The following is a 19,938-nucleotide window of genomic DNA, read 5'->3' as shown; positions in this document are numbered from 1 at the left end:
CGGGGAGGACGTATGGGCGCCGGGTCGATCCGCGCACTGAGTGTGCTGTTCGGTAAGTGTCTGTCTGCGTAGGAGCACGTGTTCAGCGGACGCGACCACGAGGCTGAGGAGCCGTGGCGGGCAGCTGGGAAACCAGGGTGGCTCGGCGTGCTGGGGCGGGTGGGGGCTCGGCGAGCGCGGCGGCGGTGCCGGCGAGCTGGGTGAGGACGTCGTGACCGACGCCGGCGGACAGCCGGATGGCCCACGCCGCCCGGTCGAGGTCTTCCCCTCCGTACAGGACCCATCGGTCATCCGTGGCGTGAGGGACGTGGTCGAGGGCGATGGTGCGGTTCGGTGCGCGCCAAGTCGTCCAGGCCGGGTGGCTCGCCGGATGCCAGCCGGCGTCCCGCAGCGGTTCGTGAGGCTCCCCAGCGCGCGCAGGGGATGGGGTGTCGAGGTGTTCGAGCAGTCCCCTAATGAGCGGGATGGGGGTGCCCGCAGTGAGAGTGGCGTGCCAGAGGCGCTCGCCTACGGGCCCGTTGTACTCGGCCATGCTCCAGGCGGTGTCGGTGCGGTGGCGCGCTTCGTGGTCGAACTCCGCCCGGACGGTAAGGCTCTCGTGCGAGACGATGGTCGTCTCGTCTCTCCAAGTCCGGTACTTCTCCCACCGGGGGTTGCCTTCGAGGAAGGACGTGAGGAACTGCTCGTGCTCTCCGAGGGCGGCGACAGGCGGCGCTGCCGGCGCCGTGGCGATGCTGTCGGCGGAGTGCCCCGCTGGCCTCTGCCCGCGTAGCACCTGGCGTACGGTCCTCTCCAGGTCGGTGAGCGGGGCGGGGCCGGGGCGGACGGCAACGCTGTAGAGGCGCTGGAAGTCGGCGACGGCTTCCGCTTCGTGGTCGAAGCGGGCGACGACCTGGCGGAGGTGGTTCTCGCCGTGGAGGCGGACGTGCCGGCGCACGCCTGTGGCGTAGCTGCCGACGGCGACGGTGGTGTGCCCGTCCTCGGCGTGTAGATGGATGAACAGGCGACCCTCGGCAATGTCGTCGTGAATGCGCTGGGCCTCGGCGCTGACCTCGCGCACTTCCTCTCTGGTGCACCAGGGGAAGGGGTAGTTCCCCCAGGTCCACTCGGTGTCGATCTCCTCCTGGAGGTCGGGGGCGATGTCGACGGTGAACCCGTAGCGGTGGAGCTGTTCGGCCGCCGTTGCGGCGTAGTAGGGCTCCTCCCGGTCGATGCGGGCCAGGACCATGGTGGTCGGGCTGGTGCTGCGCCAGCCGAGGTCTTGCAGGTGGGAGCGGGCGGCGTCGGCTGTCGGGCCGCTGGTGGTGGCGATCACGCCGGAGTGATGGTCTGGGTGGAGGGCGAAGTGGATGTGGGCGTCGGCGGGGGCGTACGGCATCGGGAACCTTCGGCTACGGGGCCCGGCCCGCGGTGGGCCTGGCGGGAACGACTCGGGCGGAAGTCGTGGTGGGGGTGGTGAGGAGGCTGCGGGGGCCGGCTCGCGAGGGGATCGTGGTCTCGGCCTCGGCGGTTGGGGCCTTGGGCGAGCGGGTGGCTCGCTGCCAGCGGTTGCGAACGGCGTGCAGGTCGGCGAGGGCGCGTCGGCTGCCGGTGACCAGCTGGTGCACGCTGTTGGTGGGGTCGTCGGCGTAGGCGGTGACCCGGACGGCCGCGTGTTGGGCCCGAATGAGCAGGGTGCGTTCGACGAGGCGCTCGCCCCAGTACTCAGCGGAGCCGACGGGCGTCGACAGCAGGGCGAGCGTGTCGGCCGAGGTGATGCCGGCGGCGAGGACGCCGCGGTGTTGGGCCTCCCAAAGCACGGTGACCGGATCCACGGGTTCCCCGCGGTGGGCCAGCGCGGTCACGCATTCCCACAGCCCGGCGTGGACGGGGTGGAAGAAGTCGTCGGCGGTGAGCCATCGCATCTCCTTCACGTACGCGGGCCACGACACGGCGCTCGCGAGCAGACACTGCTCGGCCTCCAGAGCCTCCTCCGTGTCCACCGGCGGCGGGGGAGGAGGCGGGGGTGTGCGCGGCAGGGGGGCGGAGTGGGAAGGGAAGCAGCCGGCGAGTTCGTCGAGGTGCCGGACGAGTGCGTTGGCGGCGGTGAGGGCGTGTCCGGGGCGGTCGGGCACGGTGGTGTCAGCGGCGGCCTGGGCCAGCTGCTCGGCGTGAAGGCGGATGGTGCGCCGGGCGTGCTCGGACCGGATGATCGCCGCGTACGCGGACGCGTGGCTCGGCCGGGGGCAGGCGGAGATCAGGGTGTGCATGAACGACGCCGTCAGTCCTGGTGTGTCCGACTGGGCCTTGGCCAGGACGGTGTTCAGCCAGTCCACGCCTGCTTCGGCGGTCTGGTCGTCCGGGGCGGGAGAGGACTGCATCGCGGCGAAGACGGCGGCGTGGAAGGAGTTGTCGAAGGCCACGGGTTCGACGCCCGTGAGGTCCGCGAGGACGTTGGGGTTGAGCAGGACGGCTCCGAGGAGAGCCTGCTCGGCGTAGTGCGTCGGCGGGCGCTCCACCGGTTCGTACGGGGTCTCGTCGTCACGGTCGGGGGTGCGGGGCATCAGGCGGCCAGGGTGAAGTCGTCGGGGTTGAACGGGACGCCGATGTGCGGGGCGAGGAGGTGGGCGGCGAGCCTCGGGGGGACGGCGTTGCCGATCTGGGAGAACCGCTGGCCCTTGTTGCCTTGCCACGGGTAGCCGGCGGGGAAGCTCTGCAGGATGCCGGCCTCGGCGGCCGTTATCCGGATCGGTGGCGGTGGTTCGATCCCGTTCCCGGGAGGGGCGTCCGGCGATGGCTCGGCGACCCAGGTGCACTCGTTTGCGCGGTGCCCGAAGAACAGGGTCCCGGCCGGCTCATCGAGGCCCCTGACCGTGGCGTTGGTTTGGTTGTTGCTGCGCAGCGACCACGACCAGCGGTGCGCTTCGGCGGTGAAGGTCGGCGCGGGCGCTTCGGCGGAGCGGTCGTCGCGTATGCCGTGCCGGGTGCCCCAGCCGGGCCCTTCCCGGCGGGACGCCAGCACCAGATCGCCGACCATCGGCGCCCACGTGCCTCGGTCGCGGGCGTCGGAGAGCGTCTTGCGGGCTCCGGAGGGGAAGGGTTCGGGACCGCCGCCCGGGCCCCCGCCGGCGCAGATGGTCGGGACGGGACGGTCGGTCGCACCCCAGCCGAGGGCCTCGGCCATGGACACCCACTGCGCGCGGCCCGGCCCGAACAGCGACTCGGGCTCGGCGAGGCGGGCGTGTGTGGGCGGCGGTGGTTCGGCCGTACGGACGCGGGAGGCGAGCAGGATCGCCCGCTTCCTCGTCTGCGGGACGCCATAGTCGGCCGCGTTCAGGATCCCCGTCCAAGCGGAGAACCCCCAGCCGCGCAGGATCGCCGCGTACTGGCGCCACAGCGGCAGAACATCGGGGACCTCCTCCATGGCCACCCACTCCGGCTCGCCGACCCCGTTCAGGGCATGCAGGTAGCGCATCGGCTCCGCCGCGAGCAGGGACCGCTCGTCCCGGCAGGCAGCCAGCAGCCTCTCCCGGGTGTCGCGACCGGAGGCGAGATCGGCGACCGCCTGGTGCACCAGCGGCCGGTCCACCAGCCCCAGGCGCTTGCCCGCCATGGACCACGCCTGGCAAGGAGGCGACGCGATGAACCCGCGCGTCCGGCCGGCGAACATCTGGCACGGGTACATCGCGACGTCGGTACGGATCGTCAGCAGCCCCGCCGCCGCCCTCGTTCGGCACGCCCACTCATCCCACTCCAGACCGACATCACGGATCCCGAGCAGGTGCAGCGGGTGGCTCCATCCGCCCGGGCCCGCGAACAGGTCCAGAACCAGCCCGTTCACGCGGTGAGCCCGAAGTCGTCCTGCACCGCTTCCACTTCGCCCCGGCACGACCACGGGGAGCAGCCATCCACGACGCCCTGCTCCAGCTGATCCGCGTCGGCGAGGCTCCGCTGACGGGCGGCCCACTCGGCCGCGGTGACGTGGTCGATCGGGGCCTGATCGAGTGGGACCCGTGAGCGGTGCAGGAACGCCTCGCCCAGCAGCTTGTTGCCGCTGGCGTTGGCGCGGGCGTTCCCCTTCCGGATCGCCGCGTCGAAGGCGACGACGTCCGCCCACTCCGAGGGAGAGTGATCGCGGATATTCCGCCACTGCGCATTTCCGTGGAACGGGCACCCGAGACAGCTCGATTTCGGCGTATCGGCAAGCCCCAGGGACCTCAGATAGTGTACGCAGTCGGAACGTGACCAGCCCATGTCGATCAGCGGATGCCGGTTCCGCATGTACTTGACGTCGGCGTCCTTGGCACGGTGGAACTCGTCGGTGGATATGCCGATCCACTGCTCGACGAACAATCCCTTCGGGACACGGATCGGATACGGATAGCCGAGCAGGTCTCGGATCTTCTTCTTGATCGGCTTGACCTTGTACTCCCCGGTGCACTGGCGCCTGGTCATCCCAGGTCGCCCGTCCTTGTTGAGGATGTAGAGGGGCATCGAGGCGAAGCGGTGATCAGGGTCCAGGGCATCGTCTCGAATGTTTCCCGACGTGACCCGAAGGATGGGTATTCCGGCAGGCTTGGCTATTTCACGTTCGAGGAGTTCGAGGTGGTCATAAACGGCCCTAGGCTCCCATCCCGTGTCAGCAAAAATTGCGTAATCGACCTTCGGGAGGGTGCCGTCGGCGGACAGTGCGAGCAGGGCACTGGACTGAATGCCGGCACCGAGGGAAATGGCACGAAACTGGGGATTGGGGGAAATGAGGCTTCCTAGTAGGCGGTGGGAGGCAGGGCATGATGTCGCGTGCCGCGAAAACTGCGGCGGCGGTACTGAGCGAGCGGCGCAGCGCTGCTGGCGGCTGTTGGCGGAGGCCGTGGCTGCGCGCGGTGTGTTCCACAGGCCCTCGGTGGCCGCGGGCCCCTCTTGCGCAGGCGATAGGTGCCCGCGGGGGGCTGATGGCGACCGAGGGCCTCGGTTACGCGGGCAGCAACACGTACCTGGATGTCAGTCGAGGCACATGTACGCGTCGCGGTAGACGTAGCTGCCGGAGACCCAGCCCTTCACGCCCGTCGTACGGTCCGTGATGTAGTGCCAGCCGCCGCGAGAGGAGTGCACGGTGAACCGGTGGCTGCGGTAGAGGACGCCGACGATGGAGGAGCGGGTCGTGGGGCTCTTGCGGATATTGACGGCGTTGGTGCCGACGGTCCACGGCCCGGGCCGGTCGCAGTCCCGCACCAGCGGGAGGGCGGCGGGCGCGGTGGTCGCGGCCGAGGCGGAGGCGGTTGCCGGAACGGCGAGGGTTGCCAGGGCGGCGGCGCACAGGACGGTGCGGGGGATACGCATGAAGATCTCCAAGGGGATTGGGAAAGCGGGGGCCGCATGGGCGCAGCGGCGGGAGAGAGGTGGAACGGGCGTCGCGAGGTCCCCGGGGTAGCCGCCGCAAGTACGGATGGGGTGGTTCAGCGGCGGCGGGCGCGGGGTGCCGGCCAATTGCCGATGTGCCGGGCGGGCGCGGAGGCTGGAAACGTCTCGTCTCGGGGCGCCGGAGGCCGTGGAGCACGGAGCAGTCAGCTTGACCAGGTCGGCGAGGTCGCGCGGCTCCAGATCGGCGGTGCGGGACGGCGACTGTCGTCCGTCGGGCAAGACCGTCAGCGCCGCGCGCCCACCGGGCGTGCCGTGCTCGTGACCGTGGTGGGTACCGATGTGACGGCAGCGGGGCGGCGGTGTTGCGCCGGCCCTGCTGAGACAAGGGCCTGGATACCGTCGGAGGTGAGCCGGACGCCGTACCGGTCCTGCTGGAGGAGTGGGGTGAGGGTGATCAGCTTCTTGTCGACGAGTGCGTCGATGGTGGCGGCCCTCATGTACGCCGCTGGAGGGCTGGCGACTTCTCGTGTGCCGGTGGCGGTTTCCCGGACGACGCCGTCGCCGCGGGCGAGGGAGGCGAGGCCCTTGCGTTGCGCTTCGCTGACCTTGACGGTGGGGGAGTTGGTGCTGAGCTTCTCCCGTGTCGCCCGCTCCTGGGCGTAGAGATAGCCGTCGTGACGCAGCAGGGCGGCGCTGACGTCTTGGACGGCCACCGGCGTTCGGTACAGGTGCGTGCGGGACTGCTCCAGCAGCCGGTTGGCCAAGGCGGTTTCGGCGTGGGCGAGAGCGGACACGGCGTCCGACGCCCGCGCGGCGGCGTTCGCGGTGGCCTCGGTGAGGTGACGGAGGACGGAAATCGCCTCCTGGCTGTCGACGGTGGTCGCTGCGTCGCTGAGTGCCGCCTGGGCCAGGAGCTTGCCGGTGTGCAGCGAGGTTCGGTACAGCGCGCTGCCCGTACGAACGGTGGCTGACAGTCGCTCTGGCGGCTCGTCCCGCTGTCGCATGAGCTCGTCGAGCAGGTCGCCGCACTTCAGCAGGTACTGGGTCACGGCCCACAGGTCCTCATCGATCGGCCCTGGGGTGAACGGGTGTGTCAAGAAACGGGGCTCCTTGGAGGAGAAGGGGGGCGGGTGCTTGGGAGCGTCGGCCCTACCGCCGGGCGGGGCGGCTTGACGTAGTCGCTGTGGAAGCGGGCGCGGGAGCATGGGCGTGAGCAGGGTGGGCCCGGACGTCATTGGCACCGGGGCCGGCGAGGGAACGGGCGATGCGGGACTGGTCCTCGGCCCGTGCGGCGGCGGACGCCAGGCGCCGCGAAAGGTTCTGAGCGACCACGCGGTAGGTGCCGGCAGCCTGATCGAGCTCGTCCATCGCTTCGGTCAGGTACTGGCGGCTGGTCTCCGGCGTCCGATCGCCATCCTCGTACAGCAGGGCGTCGGTGCGTCCGGTGATGCCGTACGTGCACAGCGACGAGGCGAGGGAAACCCGCAAGGCGGCCTCGGCGAGGTGTGCGAGGTTCTCATGGCCGTTCTTCATGACCGCGTACTGGCTGGTCGACAGGGTTTCGAACTGTTGCAGGCAGCGGATGGCCAGGCTGTGTGTGCGGACCGCGATCGGCACGATCTCGCGTACGGGCCGGGCGATGTCCCCGGTGCGTACGCCCTCGATCTCGGTCCGCAGGCCCTGTAGTCCACCCGGTATCTGCCCGAGGATGCGGGTCTGCTCGGCGAGGTCGATGATCTGCACGGTCGTCTCCGGGAACGGCTGGAATCAACGGAACGGGGCTACGGGCCGTCGCCGGTGAGGCACCGCACGCTTGGTTCGTGGCTACGCGGCCTGGTCGAAGTCGGCCTGCTCCGGAGCCTGTTTGGCGACGGCGCGGGCCGTGATGGCCTTCGAGGCGCGGGCAGAGGCGGCGGCGAGTTCGTCGGCGCCGTGCTCGGCGTACCAGGGGCGCAGGTCGAGCATCGCGACTCGCATGCCGGTGGCCAGGCACAGGGCGGAGCCCTTGGGGAGGGCGCGGATCGCGTCGGCGGGCAGGATCCGTTCCTGCCGCATGCTGATCGAGGTCGACTTGCCGGAGTCGGAGACGGAGGTGGAGGTGGTCTCGACGTCGTGGTCGCCGATCATCCGGGAGAGCTTGTCGGCGAAGTCGGGGTCGTCGATGCCGGAGCCGATGACCTTGACGGTGGCCGCGGACCACATCGCGTCCATCCCGGCGTCGCCCCAGACCTTCTGGCCCTGACGGTAGGACTGCAGGATGGTGATCGGGATGATGCCGCGCGAGCCCAGGTGGGAGTACAGGTCCGGCAGGTCGCTGATCTTGCACACGTTGGCGGCCTCGTCGAGGATCGCGAGCATCGGCGGGTCCAGTCGGCCGCCGGCGCGCTCGGCCTGGGCGGTCGCGGCCCGCATCACGGAGTCCGCGCACGCCGCGATCAGCGCCGAGGCGCCGCCGCCCCCGTCCTTCGACAGCAGGAACAGCGAGTCGCTGGAGGTCACGAAGTCGGCCGGGCGGAACTCGGGGACGTCCTTCTGCGGGGTGACCCAGGCGGCGATCTCGCTGTTGAGCAGGGCGGCGGCATACTGGCGGGCGGTCTCGTAGATACCGTCGCGTGTCTCGGGCGGGCCTTCGACGGTGCCCTTGAGCTGGGAGGCGACGGCGGTGAACTTGTGATCACGCAGGATGTCCAGCGGGGTTCGGTCAGCGGGGAAGGCCAGCCACTGCATCACGTCGGTGATCGGCCGCTCGTCAAGCGCCGCGGCCAGGAACAACTGGGCGAGGATGTTGCTGCCGGCCTTGGACCAGAAGTCGCCCTGCTGGTTCGCATCGACGGAGGCGGCGAGGAAGTGCCCGGCGAGTCGCCCCGCGCCGTCGAGGGTCTTGGCGTCGGTGAGCGGGTTCCACCACATCTCGCGGGAGGCGTGGGCGATCTGCTGTGGGTCCATCGACCACACCCGTCCCACCAGACTGCGGGCGTCGTAGGTGGCCGTGTAGGCGTCGCCGGCAGCCTTGTTCGAGGTCAGCAGCACAGGCCCGGGTGCGGCGAGGATGGACGGGATTGCGAGGGAGGTCGTCTTGCCGGACCTCGGGGCCATGATCGCCACGGCGACGTCCTCGAAGCCCATGCGCACCTCGTGCCGCGTCCCTTGCAGGTTGCCGAGAAGGATGCCGGTGTCGCGCGGCTCGATGTGCTTGGCGTTCTTCAGGCTCGGCCGCAGTGAGCGGGCCTTGGTCTCGATGGCCTTGGCGAGCAGCGGCTTGATGTCGCGAGCCTTGGCCATCCCGTCGACCCTCTTCTTCCGGCCGCCGGCCCGGTTCGTGTACCGGAGCCACAGGGCTCCGGCACCGGCGGCCAGGAGCAGCGTCAGCACGACAGGGACGATCCGGGTGGTGATGAGCAGGGACGCTTCTCCGGCCTGCGGCCAGAGCTGCTCTGGGCGGAGGAGCGCGTCCCCTGGCCGGTACGGCACCCAGGGGCCGGTGCCGGTCGCCCAGGCCGTGAGGTTGCCGCCCAACCAGGCGATCGAAGCGAGGGGAAGGCCGACGGCGAGAGCGCCGAGGAGAATCTTCAGGGCTATGTCGTAGCCGTCGGAACTGGAGGAAGGAGCAGGCGACAAGCGGTGGTTCCTTGAGCGGTGCGGCCTTGGTGGGCGAGGAGCTTCAGCGGGTGCGTCGGGGCGCCGGCGGCGGAGTCGGGAGCGTCGGCGGTGGAGTGTTGAGGCGGCGGGCGGCGAGGTGCTCAATCCGTTCAGGCAGCGCCCGGGCGACTCTCTCGGCCGGCCACTCCTGCCAGCGCAAGGTGATCCGGCGGCGGGGGAAACCGATGGTCTGCTCGTGGGAGCGGCGGACCGGCTCCGGATCGGCGAGTGCCTGCATGAACGCGGCCACGAGGACCGGAGGCGTGCCGGCGCTGAACCACGCGTGCCACACCGGATCGTCCTCGTCGAGGGTGGCCGTGATGCGCCAGCTGTGGCTGCCGGAGAAGTTGAAGCGCTCGCCCGTCACGCGGCCGTCCGGCGAGCTGAACTGGCCGTTGGGGGCGGCGTCCCACCGTGCCCGTCGCAGTGACTGGTAGGGGTCCGCTACCTTGCGTGCGTGGTAGTCGGGGTCGGTAAGGGCGTCGGTGACGGCGGCGATCAACTCGACGGGCGTTCCGCCGCCGAAGGAGGCGTTCCAGACAGATCCGGTGCGACCGTCGTGGTGGGAAAGGTGCCACCAGGGCTCGTTCAGGTCCGGCTCGAGGCGGAGCGTCGACTTCTGGTTAGGGCTGGTCAGGACGACCCGGGGCATCAGCGGGTCATGGCCGTGACTCCAGCCGGCCCCTTCGTGCAGGGCGGCGGTGACCCAGGCCGGGTCGCCGGGGCCGGCGAGGTACCGGGGCGAGATGAGCGCCTGTTCGACCTTGATGCTCATCCGCGCCTCCCCACCTGCCGGCGGGCCGCCGCCGCAGCGGTCGGGGCGGGCGCGGCACTCAGAATCCGCGGCGGCGCCTTGAGGGCGACGGTGTGGATGTCGAGGAGAGCACGGCCCTGGGTGGCCCAGGTGTCCAGGTAGCCCCACGCCTCCTCGTTGCGCTCGGCCAGGGAGTCGACGAACTTCTCCTGCGACACCGGCGGCGAGGTCCGCCGGGCTTCGCGGACCTTTGCATGCCCGCTCTGGAGCGCCTCCAGCTGCTCCAAGGCGCGGGTGAGTTCGCCCAGTTGCCATGTCCATCGGGGCTCGACATCACCGGCGTTGATGTGCTGGAGCTGGACGCCAGCCGTGGCGAGGAGCTCGCGGGCAGAGGAGCGGATCTCCTGGAACGCTCGCCAGATCTCGGAGTCCCGTTGGACCATGCGCCAGCCGTACGACACTTCGTCGTACGGCCAGCCGTCGGCGTCGGTGTGCTTGTCGGAGTAGGCGTCCCAGGCGGCGAGGATCACCTCGCTCTCGACGAGGAAGACCTCCAGCTGCTTGAGGAGGCGGGCGTGCCGCGCGGACGGGGAGCTGGACGGTGTGATCAGAGTGAATCCTTGTGTCGGAGGTGGTGGTCAGCGGCTGCGGGCGGACGTGTGACGGAGGGGGTGCTCGGTGCCGGTGTCGTCGTGACCGCTGTCGCGGCAGGGCGGTGTCGGCGGGCCGCTGCGAGACGCTCCTGGTGTGCGGTCACGATCTGTTCGCTGATTTCGATCTCCCGGCCCACGGTGAGGTGGGGACTTTCGTCGATGGCGAAGCGAGGGCGCGGCACTGGTGCCGGATTGGACAGGGCGGTGGCGACGGAGCCGAGCACATGGGCGGGGGTTCGGATGTCCAGAGAGGCGCACCACAACCGCCCCTCAGGTGCGTGCGGTCTGTGGGTGCGAGCCACCTCGATCTGCCAGCCGCAGCGGCCCATGGAGGGCGAGATTCGCTGCTCGACGACCGTGGTGCGGTCGGGCGACACGATCCGGTGGCCGCCGAGCCCATCGGTGGTGTGCTCCCAGCTGCGTCCCGTGAGGATGGCCGCCAAGTCTTCCCGAGGTTCCTTCTCCGGCTCGGGGCGGAGGAGGGTGTCGGTGAGTCCTGCGATGATCTCCACCGGTGTCGAGCCGCTGAATGTGGCGTACCAGCGGTCGGGGCCGTGTCCGCTGTGCACCGTCCACCATTGGCGTGCGTACTGGGCGGAGGGCTGGAAGACCAGCTCGTGCTGCTGGTCGGGACTTTGCATGCGGATGACCGGGTGGAGCGGGTCACAGGGCACGCTCCACCCGGCGGCGCACAGGGCGTGCGTGATGTGCCTGGGGTCGCCAGGGCCTGCGAGGTAGCGCGGGGAGACCGGCGATCCGAGCTTGCTCTCGTATTCGTTGGTGAAGGCGTCCAACTGACGCCAGGTGATCACGGTGGTGGGCTCCGTTCGCGAGAGCTAGCGGCGGGCGCGGGCGGCGCCGCCGGCCATGCCGTACGGACGGGCGATGGCGGCCGGTTGGTGGGTGCGGGGCCGGGTGGAGGCCCAGGAGTGGCGGGCCCAGGTGGCGGCCCGGGCGGCGGTGATGCGGGCCTGCTGCCAGGCGCCGAGTTCTGAGGGCCGTACGGACACGGAGGTCGTGCGGATCCACTTCGAGGGCGGCACGTGACCGCGGGGGCGCATGGCCGGCTGCGGGTCGGCGAGAGCTGCGGAGAAGTTCTCGATCAGGTGCATGGGGGTCGTGGCCGAGAAGACGGCGTCCCAGGTCCGCCCGTGCTCGGTGCGGGCTCCGGCCCACCAGTGGGCCTGGCCGGGTCCGCTCTGATGGAACTGCAGCCACGTATTGCGGTCGGGGCTGACGGCGGTGAAGTGCTGGGAGCGCTCGGTCTCCCAGCGCTGTTGCTGGAGCGGGGCCCAGGGGTTGGGGGCATGGGCGGAGCGCTCGCGAGTGAGGGCGTCGGTGAAACCGGCGACGATCTCCACGGGAGTCTGCCGGGTGAAGGTGACCTGCCAGCTCGGCTCGGTTGCGGTCGCCTGCCCCTGGATCTGCCAGCCGCCCGGCCGACTGCCCGGGTCGTAGACGGCGCGGACCTTGCGGTCGGAGCGGTCGAAGACGAGCGGCCCGCCGGTTGCCGAGCGGTCCGTCCAGCCGGAGGCGCGCAGGAATTCGGTCACGTGCCGGATGTCGCCGCCGCCGGCCAGGTGCCGTGGCTCAACGAGGTAGTGCTGTTCGGCGTGCTCAGCGGCACCCCAGGTTGCTTGCTGCTTGCCGGTCACCGGTGCCTCCGTACGACGAGCGGCACGGGCGCCGGGGGCTTGGCGGACTCGCCAGAGGAAGGGTTGTGGGTGGCGGCGAGGGCGTCGAGGTGCTCTTCGAGGTCGAGACCGATGTCGTGGAGTTCGTTGGCGGCGCGCCCGAGGGCGAGCCACACCTCGGGGGGCAGGAGTCCGCGCGTGGCCTGGTCCTGGGCAAAGCGGCTCGCGTTCGTGACCAGGGCGGTGAACCGGGCGAGGACGCCGTTCTCGGGGTCGAAGGTGTGCTCCAGGACCTGGACGGTGTCGGGCGGCGTGAGCCCGTGCTGGGTCAGGTACTGGTTGAGGAGGTCGAGGCGTGTGGCGATACCGCGAGCCTGGTACGCGCCGTAAGTACGGGGAATGGGGCGCTCGTTCAGCGTGTGGCCTCCAGGAGAGCGGCGGGGGAGCGGGAACGGGACCCGGGCGAGGGACGAAGGTCAGCGCCGGGAGCGAGGCGGGCCGGCAGCAGGTGGCGGCGGGGGCTGGGAGGGACCCGCGTTCCCGCCCTGTGTGACGCGGTGGGTCTGCATGACCCGGGCCCAGGCGGTCACGTCGAACTCGTCGGGGTCGATGTTGACGTCGTATCCGGCGACGAGGAGCGGGAGGATCGTTCGCGTGGCGAGCTGGCGCTGTGCCTTCTGGCTGAGTCCTTCGGGGGTCTCGTGCCAGGTGTAGACGGGGCCGTCGGTTTCCTCCCGTCGGCGTTCCAGCCCGGAGGCGTCGAGCTGGGCGAGCAGTTCCTCAGGGGCACCGGTCCGGCTGACGATGTGGAGCCGGTCGGGATGGCCGGTTTTGCGGTAGATCTCGACGTCGGTGTTGTTCTCGTCAGCGACGTTCAAGGCGTACTCCGTGGAAGGGATGACCGGGCGGTGGTCACCGGCGGCGGGGCGGTGACGTCTTCGCCGTGTGCGTGGGGGACGGGGTGGGCTGGCGGGATGCGGCCGGTGAGGGGGCGCGGGCCGCCTGGGTACGCAGGTCCTCGAGCTCCCGCCAGCACCTGGGTGATGTCGCTCAGGCGCTGGGCGGGTGTGGCGTCGTGGTCCTGATCGCGTAGCTGGTCGGCCCAAGTGGTCCACACGGCCACGAGTACTTCGCGGAGCCGGGGCAGTATTCCGGTCTCCGGCGCGGTGATCTCGGCCATGACGCCGGCGAGGAGGTGCGGCTCCACCGTGCCGTTGGCGAGTTCGGCCAGCTGGGCGAGATATCGGAACGCGGCCTCCCGGTCTCCGTCCGGGGTGGCAAGGACGTTGAGGTCGGGTGCGAGGTAGACGCTGTATCCGGCGACCAGAAGCGCGTGCGATGCGGCCGTTGCCCCGAGGCGCTGCCGTTCGACGGGCATTGCGACCGGCTGCCGGTGGTAGTGGATGCTGGGGCCTGGGTGGCGGGTGAAGCCGCCGGTGGTCTGCAGGATGCCGGCCGCGCGCTGGTCTCCGCCGATCGCGAGGACCAGCTGGGTCCGCGGGTCGCGCGTGATGGTGACGTAGTTGAGGAGGAGGAACTCGGGCTCCTCCGCAGAGCCGTTCATCGGCCGTGGGCGGTGGACGGCGCCGTGCGTGCGGGCAGCGGGTGGGCCGCGGCGAGCGCGGGGCGGCCGGGGTGTCGCATACCGACGCCGACGCCGAGGTCGGCAAGTCGCGCGCCGATGGCTCGGACGGCCTGTGCCTGCACAGCGGTGTCGTCTCCCGGAAGGACGAGGAGGTCCTTGGCCGTCTCGTAGAGGAAGCCGTGCTTGGCGAGCAGCTTGGCCAGCGGTGCGGAATCGGGGACCGGGGTGGTGAGGGCGTCGCCGGCCCAGGTGAGTTCGATCTGGTCGGGCAGGGGTGAGGTGAGAGCGGCTGCGTTGCGGCGGGCGTGGGCGGCGGCGTCGGCGTAGCGGGGAAGCAGGTGGAGCGTGATGGCCTCGGCTGCGTGGAAGGGGTCGGCGGGGACGGCGAGCCCGTCGGGCTCGCGGACACCCGTGTACGCGGCTGCCGGGAGGCCGGCGGGGGCCATGGCGGCGACGAGGAAGCCTTCGGCCTGGCCGAGGTGGTCGATGACGAGCAGGCGGGCGTGGTCGTCGGTGCGGGTGAGGACCGCGCAGACGGAGACGCCGTAGGTGGCGATGGCGTGGGCGGTCTGGTCCATGTCCCACACCTCGGCGGTGAGGTGGTCGTAGTCGGTGTCGCCGTGGTCGGGGTGGTATTGGCTGGTCCACCGGCCGGGCAGTTCGCCGGCGAGGATGGTGGCGAAAGATTCGAGGTCGCTGGGATCGGTGTCGTGCACGGGAGTCCTTGGTGCGTGGGTCAAAGGCGCCGGGTCGGCGGCGGGGCGGTCAGCCGGGGGCGGCAGGGTGCGGGTCGGGTGCGGCTGGGGGGGAGATGAGCCCGAGGTCGCCTTCAAGGCGCGGGGTTCAGCGGCGAGGCGGCGCGCAGATCCGGCTGAAGCTGCTGCCAGGTGCCGTCGAGGCGGATGAGGTTGGCGATCAGGTCGACACGGTGGCGTGAGCCTGGGCGGCGATCCACCGGCAGCCCCCTCGGCGCCGGGGATCGCGAGCCGGTTGCGCGGGCGATGCGGTGGGCGATCTCGGCCCACTCCGGCCCACTCCGGCCCCGTCAGCGTCCGGTTGCCCTGGGCCAGGCGGACATCGATGTGGATGGCCGCTCGCCAGTAACCTTCGGGGCTCGCGGCGGAGGGATGCTCGAACAGTGGATGGCTGACGTGCTCGGCCCAGTCCACCGAGATTCAGGACGCCGGATCGCCGTCGGCCGTAGGCGTCCACGCCTGCCCAGCGGGCGACCACCGTGTTCTCGGCGAGCTTCGCCCGGATTTGTGTGGGCGGGGGATTACCGGCCGGCCGCCTTGGTGTCGTCGGCGTGGACGAGTTGGCCGAGGTCGGTGACCCGGTACCAACCGAGGTCGACCGGCTTGTCGCCGAGGACCTTCGGCAGCAGGTAGTCCTCCAGGGCGCGCAGGTAGATCAGGCAGTCCGGGCACCGCTTGGAGAGGTGGACGAGGTAGCGGGGGTGGCCGGTGATGAACGACTGCGCGCCGCCGATGGGGTTGCGCAGGCGCCACCCGTCCTCGTCCGTGGGCGTGTGCCACGACGGGGTCACGACGGTCATCGCGTCGCCCCACAGTTCGCCGTCGGCGACGCCCTTGATCACCACGACCTGGTCGCCGGGGGCGAAGTGAGCGTGGGCGATGTCCCGGTCGCAGGTGATCGTGTCGGCGGGAGCGAACGCGGGACGGGTGGGTTCGGGCACGGCAGAGTCCTTCCGCAGAAAACCGCAGGTGGCGGCGAGGGCATGACTCCATGGTCTGGAAAAAGGCCGGTTAGGCTAACCGGGGATCGTGCGCTATACATTCACGCCTCCGCGCCGCGTCACGGCCGCCTGCTGGGTATCACCGGTACGGGTTCTCGGTGCCGATGTCCTCGCTCGTGGCGGCGTCGAGAAGCTCCGGCAGCTCGGTTCCCTCGGCTTCGCGCTGGTCTATCCACCATCCGGCCCGGGTCACCGTGCGGATCTTCTCCTCCAGCACCGCCCAGTCCGCCTCGCCCCAGATTCCCTCGGTGACGAGCGCCGTGTAGGCGGCGGTGACCAGCTGGAAGCGGCAGCGCTCGCCCCACTCCAGCGCCCGTTCCGGGCCCTCCAGCAGCGGCATGTCGAACCTCTCGGTCCACTCTCTGGCCGCGGCCTGCTCCTCCGCGCGCCGGGCCGTGAGCCACTGCTCCTTTGCGGCGGTGTCGGCGTCGCGGCTCGCCTTCCAGCAGTCAGTGCACACCCGGCCGGCGAGCCACCGGGCGAAGCGGGCCCTGCGGTCGGCCGCCCGGTCGGACAGGTCGTGGGTGACCTCGTGTCCACAGCTGTGGGCGACGGTCCAGACGGTCTTGACGGGCATGAACGATTCTCCTTCGTCGAGGGGGAAATGGGAGGAGGCCGGGCTGGCGCTCGTGGTGCGACGGTGCCGGCCCAGACGCCGCGAACCGAGAACGGGACGGGAAAGGGTGAGGACGGCAACGGCGAGGAAGGCGCCGGCCGCGGGCAGTGCCGACAAGCCCAGGAGGTGGCCGACGAACCTACCTGCGAGGACAGTTCCTGCGGCCTGGCCTGTGCCGACGGCGAGGATGAGCCACGCGTACGCCTCCGTGGCGCGCGAAGCCGGGGTGAGGGCGTCGACCGTGTCGAAACCCGAGGTGATGACCATGGTGAGAAACAGGCCCGGCAGCGCGGCTGTGAAGATTGCGGTCCGGGGCTCGGGTTGCGCCAGCAGGGGCAGCCATCCGACTGCGAACATCGCTGTGGCGCAGACGAGTTGGGTCCCGGGCGGGAGCCTGCGGGGCAAACGGGCGTAGAGCAGGCCACCGAGGAACGAGCCGGCGGAGAAGGCCGCGGGCAGGACGCCGGTCAGCCGGTCGGCGTGGTGGGCCTCGGCCATCGCGGCTGCCCAGACCGTCAGCGCGCCCAGGGCGAAGCCGATCCCGGAAAGCCCGGTGCACAGCAGCACCAGTCCGCTACTCATCAGGCGCCCTGGGCGGGCAGGCTCCTTGGTGTCGCCGCGGCCGGCCCGCCAGGTACGTGAGGGCTCGGAGGTGAGCACGACCGTGGCGCCGAGCATGCCGAGCAGGGCGGTAATCCACAGAGCGACGTCGGCACCGTACGTGGTGGCGAGCCAGGTGGCCAGGAGCGGGCCGGTGACGTACAGGAGCCCCTGGGAGCCGGTGTCGAGAGCCTGGACCACCTTCCGCTGGCCGGAGTTCGTCACGACGGTCGGCCACAGGGTCCGCAGGCCCGATTCCAGTGGAGGGCTCGCAAGGCCCGCGAGGGCGACTGCCGCGGTGACGAGTGCCAGGTGCCCGTCCGGGCCGATCGCGGGCAGGGCGAGCAGGCTGCCGTTCGCGACGACGGCGGCGGGCGTGCTCACGTGCGTCTGCCCGTGCCGGTCCATGAGGCGGCCCTTCACCGGTTGCGTGAGCCCGGACGTGAGCCCGTAGACGGCGGCGAGCGTGCTCGCCGCCGCCAGCGACCCGCCGCCCGCTGTCACCCACAGGACCAGAGCGACGGGGACCATGCCGCTGGGCATCCGCCCGGTCAGGGTGCCGGCCAGTAGGCGGACGACGTGGCGCGCACCCAGGACGGCCCGGTAGGTCACGGGCGGCGGGGCAGGGGAGAGCGGATCAGCCAGGAGCAAGACGAGCGGGGACTTTCCGGGAAGAGGCTGGAGGCACCGCGGCTACGCCTGCTCTACTGGCGGCGCGGAACGTGAGGTGGCGTGGCCGTGGCCATGGGGCGCCGGGCAGCGGCCCGCACGGCTGGTGGTGGCTTGATGTGCTGTGGCCGGGGAGTGCGGTGCGGGGGCAGCACGGCGATGGTGTCCTCGAAGGCGGCCAGCGCCTGTTGGAGCTGGCGGTCGAGGAGATCGGCTTGGACGATCAGCCCCCGCAGGCGTACCGATAGATCACGGCCCGCCACGGTTTCGGTGGCGAGGGCGAAGTCGGCGCACTCACCCAGGAGCTCCGAGAGCTGCGACAGATGACACGGCCCGCTTCCGTCACTGGCCACATGGCCGATCGCCTCGGCGACCGCCTGACTCTGCGAGGCTCGGGCAACGTCCTCGATGAGATCGGCGAGCGGCGGAAGTCTCCCCGCGATTCCGCGGAATCGCCGCCCTGGGTGCAGGACACCTGGTTGAACCGGTGGAGGCAGCACGGCCAGGGCCTGGTCGTAGGTGTCGCACCGGCCGAGCACCCGCATCGTGGGGCTGTCGACGTCCCCTGCGACGATGAGCACGCAGTCGTCGATCGGCTCGTCGAGGTGCGGGACCCCGACGACGGTCAGCTGTCGGCCCGCAGCGTCGTACCGGGACTCGTACAGGTACATCATGTGGCGGCGCCGGACGTCCTGGGCGTGCGCGGTCCACCGAGCCTCCTCGGCGACGGGGAGTTCCGGCCCGGGAAGCGGAGGTTCGTCCTGAACGGCAAGGTCCTCGAGGTACTTTGCCCTCTCGGCCCAGGTGATCTGGCATTGGCGCACGACCGCGGTGTCGCCGTTCGGCGGGTTCGCGAGGCGGGCACGGGCCAGACGCGCGGCGGCTTCCAGGTCGTCGACGAGCACGGACCACCCGGCAAGGTGTCGTGCAGGAGGCTGGAACCGCAGAGCGACGCGAGCACGGTCGATAAGAAGCCCGGTGTGCGGAAGCAGTTCGGCGAAGGCCTTGGACTGCTCGCGGTGCTGCTCGGCCACGATTCTCCGCTCCACGGAGACGGAGTCGGGCCAGTCCATGCCGTTCTGGGCCTGCTTGATTGCTTTGTCGCTGCGCGCCTGGATGTCGGCGAACCGGGCGGCATAGGTCGTCAGGGCGTCGATGGCCGCGTCATCGGAGGCAGCTGAGCTGATGAGGTCTCCAGTGTTCGAACGAGGTCGGGTCACAGGCATGGCGTTGCGGAGGAAGACCGGGCGGGCGCGGGAGGGAGTGCTCGCGGGGGGCCGATAGCCTTGGTCGCCGTGGAAGCCGCGCCGGCGGGCGGCTTGGCGTCGGCGATGGTGCGGTGGGCGAGGGTGACCAGTCCGTCGCCGCCCTCGATGAGCCACCAGGCCAGTGGATCGGCATGCGGTACGACCCGGGGCGTGCTGGTGGCGGGGGCCGGTGTTCCGACCATGTCGTCCACCTGCTTGAGGAAGGCCGTCTCGTGCTCGTCGAGCGTGCCCAGGTCGCGTACGGCGGCGACGACGTGCGGCGCGGCCGTCGTGAACCGAGTGAACGCATCCACCAGAACCGCCGGGGGCGGCTCGGGGATTGTTCCCGCCTCGTACGTCTCACGCACCCAGGTCAGGTCGTCCGCAAGGGAGTTGGCCCGGGAATGGAGCACGGCACGCGTGTACGCCGGCAGTAGGCGGCCGCGGATCACGTGCGCGGCTGCGGACGGTGCCGGCTGCACGGTCACACCCGGTGGCGGGGCGACGAAGTCATCGGGCATCTGGTCGCGGGGGTGGAGCGCGCCCACGTGGTAGACGTCGCGGCGTGGATCCTTGAGGACAGTGAGTTCCGTGCCGTCGTCGCGCTGGAGGATGGCTGTGCGCCGCACGCGGTGCTGGTCCAGCGTGTCCGCAACGTACCCCGTGCTCCACAGACAGGCGGCGAGGTCCTCCTGCCACACCTTGAGCGCGTAGTTCTCGACCCTGACGGTCCACGGTCCGGCTAGGTGCTCGGCCAGGTCGCGCGCGAAGTCCCCGATGTACTTATCGCTGCTGGAGTTGATGCGCACACCGGCGATCTCGCTGACAACGTGGAGGGTGATCAGGACTTCCCGGGCGCGGTCGACATCGTCCAGCGGGAGGGTGTGGTGGCCCTCGTCGGTCTTGTGGAATCCGGCGAGGTCCATGGCGGTGCGGGCCCAGCGCCAGTTGTCGCCGTCGACATGCCCGACGACACCGTCTCGGTCACTGGTGAACAGGGTGATCTCGGTGTTGGAGGGGCGCGCGGTGGGGTTCCCGCGAGCGCCGGCGAGCCGGGCGACTTCACTCAGGTTCAGGGGGATGTTCCTCTCGGTGGACGTGCCCGAGCGCGCTGGCCTGAGCGTGGAAGGTTGTGAGCAGGTCGATGCCGAGCTGGTAGAGCTGCCGGTCGGCGATGTCGAGAAGCTCGCTGGTGCGCAGGTAGCGCTCGGCGAGCGCGGGCTGTCCGTGCTCGGCACCAGGCGCCGACGGCGCGCAGGAAGTCCCGCAGGGCGAGGAGCGCGCTGGCCTCGGTGCCGGTCAGGGTGTCGACGAGGACGTGGACCTGCGCTGCGGAGCCCGCGAGGGGCAGGCGCTGCGTCCAGGCCCGTACGGTGTCTGCCGGGTCGGTTAGCGCGAGCGCGGAGAGGAAGGGGAGGGCCTCGGCTCGGGCCCGGCTGCGCAGC

The 19,938-nt window shown here is 70.9% G+C and carries 21 protein-coding genes; all 21 read right to left on the bottom strand.

The features are described 5' to 3' along the window. Window positions 1–82: 82 nt before the first annotated feature. A complete protein-coding gene (locus ABD954_RS05915) occupies window positions 83–1,378 on the bottom strand; it encodes an SPDY domain-containing protein (RefSeq protein ID WP_345484709.1) in 1,296 nt (431 codons plus the stop codon). Window positions 1,379–1,391: 13 nt separating this feature from the next. Next, window positions 1,392–2,543, bottom strand: coding sequence for a DnaB-like helicase N-terminal domain-containing protein (locus tag ABD954_RS05910; protein ID WP_345484708.1), 1,152 nt, complete (start codon window positions 2,541–2,543; stop codon window positions 1,392–1,394). Beyond that, a complete protein-coding gene (locus ABD954_RS05905; RefSeq protein ID WP_345491985.1) occupies window positions 2,543–3,811 on the bottom strand; it encodes a DNA cytosine methyltransferase in 1,269 nt (422 codons plus the stop codon). The genes ABD954_RS05910 and ABD954_RS05905 overlap by 1 nt, the downstream gene beginning before the upstream one ends. Window positions 3,812–3,816: 5 nt before the next feature. Further along, complete coding sequence (locus ABD954_RS05900; protein ID WP_345491983.1) at window positions 3,817–4,677, bottom strand: adenine nucleotide alpha hydrolase family protein; 861 nt, start codon at window positions 4,675–4,677, stop codon at window positions 3,817–3,819. 303 nt (window positions 4,678–4,980) lie between these two features. Continuing rightward, complete coding sequence (locus ABD954_RS05895; protein ID WP_345484707.1) at window positions 4,981–5,319, bottom strand: SH3 domain-containing protein; 339 nt, start codon at window positions 5,317–5,319, stop codon at window positions 4,981–4,983. 305 nt (window positions 5,320–5,624) lie between these two features. Continuing rightward, window positions 5,625–6,437, bottom strand: a complete 813-nt coding sequence (locus ABD954_RS05890) for a hypothetical protein (protein WP_345484706.1) — start codon at window positions 6,435–6,437, stop codon at window positions 5,625–5,627. 52 nt (window positions 6,438–6,489) lie between these two features. Further along, window positions 6,490–7,083, bottom strand: a complete 594-nt coding sequence (locus tag ABD954_RS05885) for a hypothetical protein (RefSeq protein WP_345484705.1) — start codon at window positions 7,081–7,083, stop codon at window positions 6,490–6,492. A gap of 81 nt (window positions 7,084–7,164) precedes the next feature. Then, window positions 7,165–8,958: a type IV secretory system conjugative DNA transfer family protein gene (locus tag ABD954_RS05880; protein ID WP_345484704.1), complete on the bottom strand. Its 1,794-nt coding sequence runs from the start codon at window positions 8,956–8,958 to the stop codon at window positions 7,165–7,167. A 43-nt stretch (window positions 8,959–9,001) separates the two neighbouring features. Next, complete coding sequence (locus tag ABD954_RS05875) at window positions 9,002–9,754, bottom strand: SPDY domain-containing protein (RefSeq protein ID WP_345484703.1); 753 nt, start codon at window positions 9,752–9,754, stop codon at window positions 9,002–9,004. Beyond that, entirely contained in the window at window positions 9,751–10,263 is a 513-nt protein-coding gene (locus ABD954_RS05870; RefSeq protein ID WP_345484702.1) for a hypothetical protein, read from the bottom strand. Before ABD954_RS05870 ends, ABD954_RS05875 begins: the two co-directional genes overlap by 4 nt. 77 nt (window positions 10,264–10,340) lie before the next feature. Continuing rightward, window positions 10,341–11,198 (bottom strand): SPDY domain-containing protein, encoded by an 858-nt coding sequence (locus tag ABD954_RS05865; protein ID WP_345484701.1) that lies wholly within the window; start codon window positions 11,196–11,198, stop codon window positions 10,341–10,343. A 24-nt stretch (window positions 11,199–11,222) separates the two neighbouring features. Beyond that, the gene (locus ABD954_RS05860) at window positions 11,223–12,041 is read right to left on the bottom strand and encodes an SPDY domain-containing protein (RefSeq protein ID WP_345484700.1); all 819 of its coding nucleotides are present in this window, start codon (window positions 12,039–12,041) and stop codon (window positions 11,223–11,225) included. Then, window positions 12,038–12,196 carry a hypothetical protein gene (locus ABD954_RS05855; protein ID WP_345484699.1) on the bottom strand — a complete coding sequence of 53 codons (159 nt, stop codon included), beginning with the start codon at window positions 12,194–12,196 and terminating at the stop codon, window positions 12,038–12,040. The genes ABD954_RS05860 and ABD954_RS05855 overlap by 4 nt, the downstream gene beginning before the upstream one ends. Before the next feature lie 300 nt (window positions 12,197–12,496). Then, window positions 12,497–12,898: a hypothetical protein gene (locus ABD954_RS05850; RefSeq protein ID WP_345484698.1), complete on the bottom strand. Its 402-nt coding sequence runs from the start codon at window positions 12,896–12,898 to the stop codon at window positions 12,497–12,499. Continuing rightward, window positions 12,895–13,584 (bottom strand): hypothetical protein, encoded by a 690-nt coding sequence (locus ABD954_RS05845; protein ID WP_345484697.1) that lies wholly within the window; start codon window positions 13,582–13,584, stop codon window positions 12,895–12,897. The genes ABD954_RS05850 and ABD954_RS05845 overlap by 4 nt, the downstream gene beginning before the upstream one ends. Next, window positions 13,581–14,321 (bottom strand): hypothetical protein, encoded by a 741-nt coding sequence (locus ABD954_RS05840; RefSeq protein WP_345484696.1) that lies wholly within the window; start codon window positions 14,319–14,321, stop codon window positions 13,581–13,583. The genes ABD954_RS05845 and ABD954_RS05840 overlap by 4 nt, the downstream gene beginning before the upstream one ends. Window positions 14,322–14,434: 113 nt before the next feature. Further along, complete coding sequence (locus tag ABD954_RS05835) at window positions 14,435–14,560, bottom strand: hypothetical protein (RefSeq protein ID WP_345484695.1); 126 nt, start codon at window positions 14,558–14,560, stop codon at window positions 14,435–14,437. 321 nt (window positions 14,561–14,881) lie between these two features. After that, a complete protein-coding gene (locus ABD954_RS05830; protein ID WP_345484694.1) occupies window positions 14,882–15,301 on the bottom strand; it encodes a hypothetical protein in 420 nt (139 codons plus the stop codon). 139 nt (window positions 15,302–15,440) lie between these two features. After that, window positions 15,441–17,189, bottom strand: a complete 1,749-nt coding sequence (locus ABD954_RS05825; protein WP_345484693.1) for an MFS transporter — start codon at window positions 17,187–17,189, stop codon at window positions 15,441–15,443. Window positions 17,190–17,281: 92 nt separating this feature from the next. Then, window positions 17,282–18,466, bottom strand: coding sequence for a hypothetical protein (locus ABD954_RS05820; RefSeq protein ID WP_345484692.1), 1,185 nt, complete (start codon window positions 18,464–18,466; stop codon window positions 17,282–17,284). Then, window positions 18,463–19,731, bottom strand: coding sequence for a hypothetical protein (locus ABD954_RS05815; RefSeq protein ID WP_345484691.1), 1,269 nt, complete (start codon window positions 19,729–19,731; stop codon window positions 18,463–18,465). The genes ABD954_RS05820 and ABD954_RS05815 overlap by 4 nt, the downstream gene beginning before the upstream one ends. Between the last annotated feature and the right edge of the window lie 207 nt (window positions 19,732–19,938).

This window comes from Streptomyces roseoviridis (genome assembly GCF_039535235.1).
GTDB classification, from domain to species: Bacteria; Actinomycetota; Actinomycetes; order Streptomycetales; family Streptomycetaceae; genus Streptomyces; species Streptomyces roseoviridis.
The sequence above is the reverse complement of the archived record's forward strand: the minus strand, read 5'-3'. Positions and strand labels throughout refer to the sequence as shown.

Bases quoted from the DNA above. Each gene is read 5' to 3' on its own strand.
- ABD954_RS05910 (WP_345484708.1), bottom strand. From the start codon at position 2,543: ATGCCCCGCACCCCCGACCGTGACGACGAGACCCCGTACGAACCGGTG.
- ABD954_RS05845 (WP_345484697.1), bottom strand. From the start codon at position 13,584: ATGAACGGCTCTGCGGAGGAGCCCGAGTTCCTCCTCCTCAACTACGTC.
- ABD954_RS05875 (WP_345484703.1), bottom strand. From the start codon at position 9,754: ATGAGCATCAAGGTCGAACAGGCGCTCATCTCGCCCCGGTACCTCGCC.
- ABD954_RS05915 (WP_345484709.1), bottom strand. From the start codon at position 1,378: ATGCCGTACGCCCCCGCCGACGCCCACATCCACTTCGCCCTCCACCCA.
- ABD954_RS05895 (WP_345484707.1), bottom strand. From the start codon at position 5,319: ATGCGTATCCCCCGCACCGTCCTGTGCGCCGCCGCCCTGGCAACCCTC.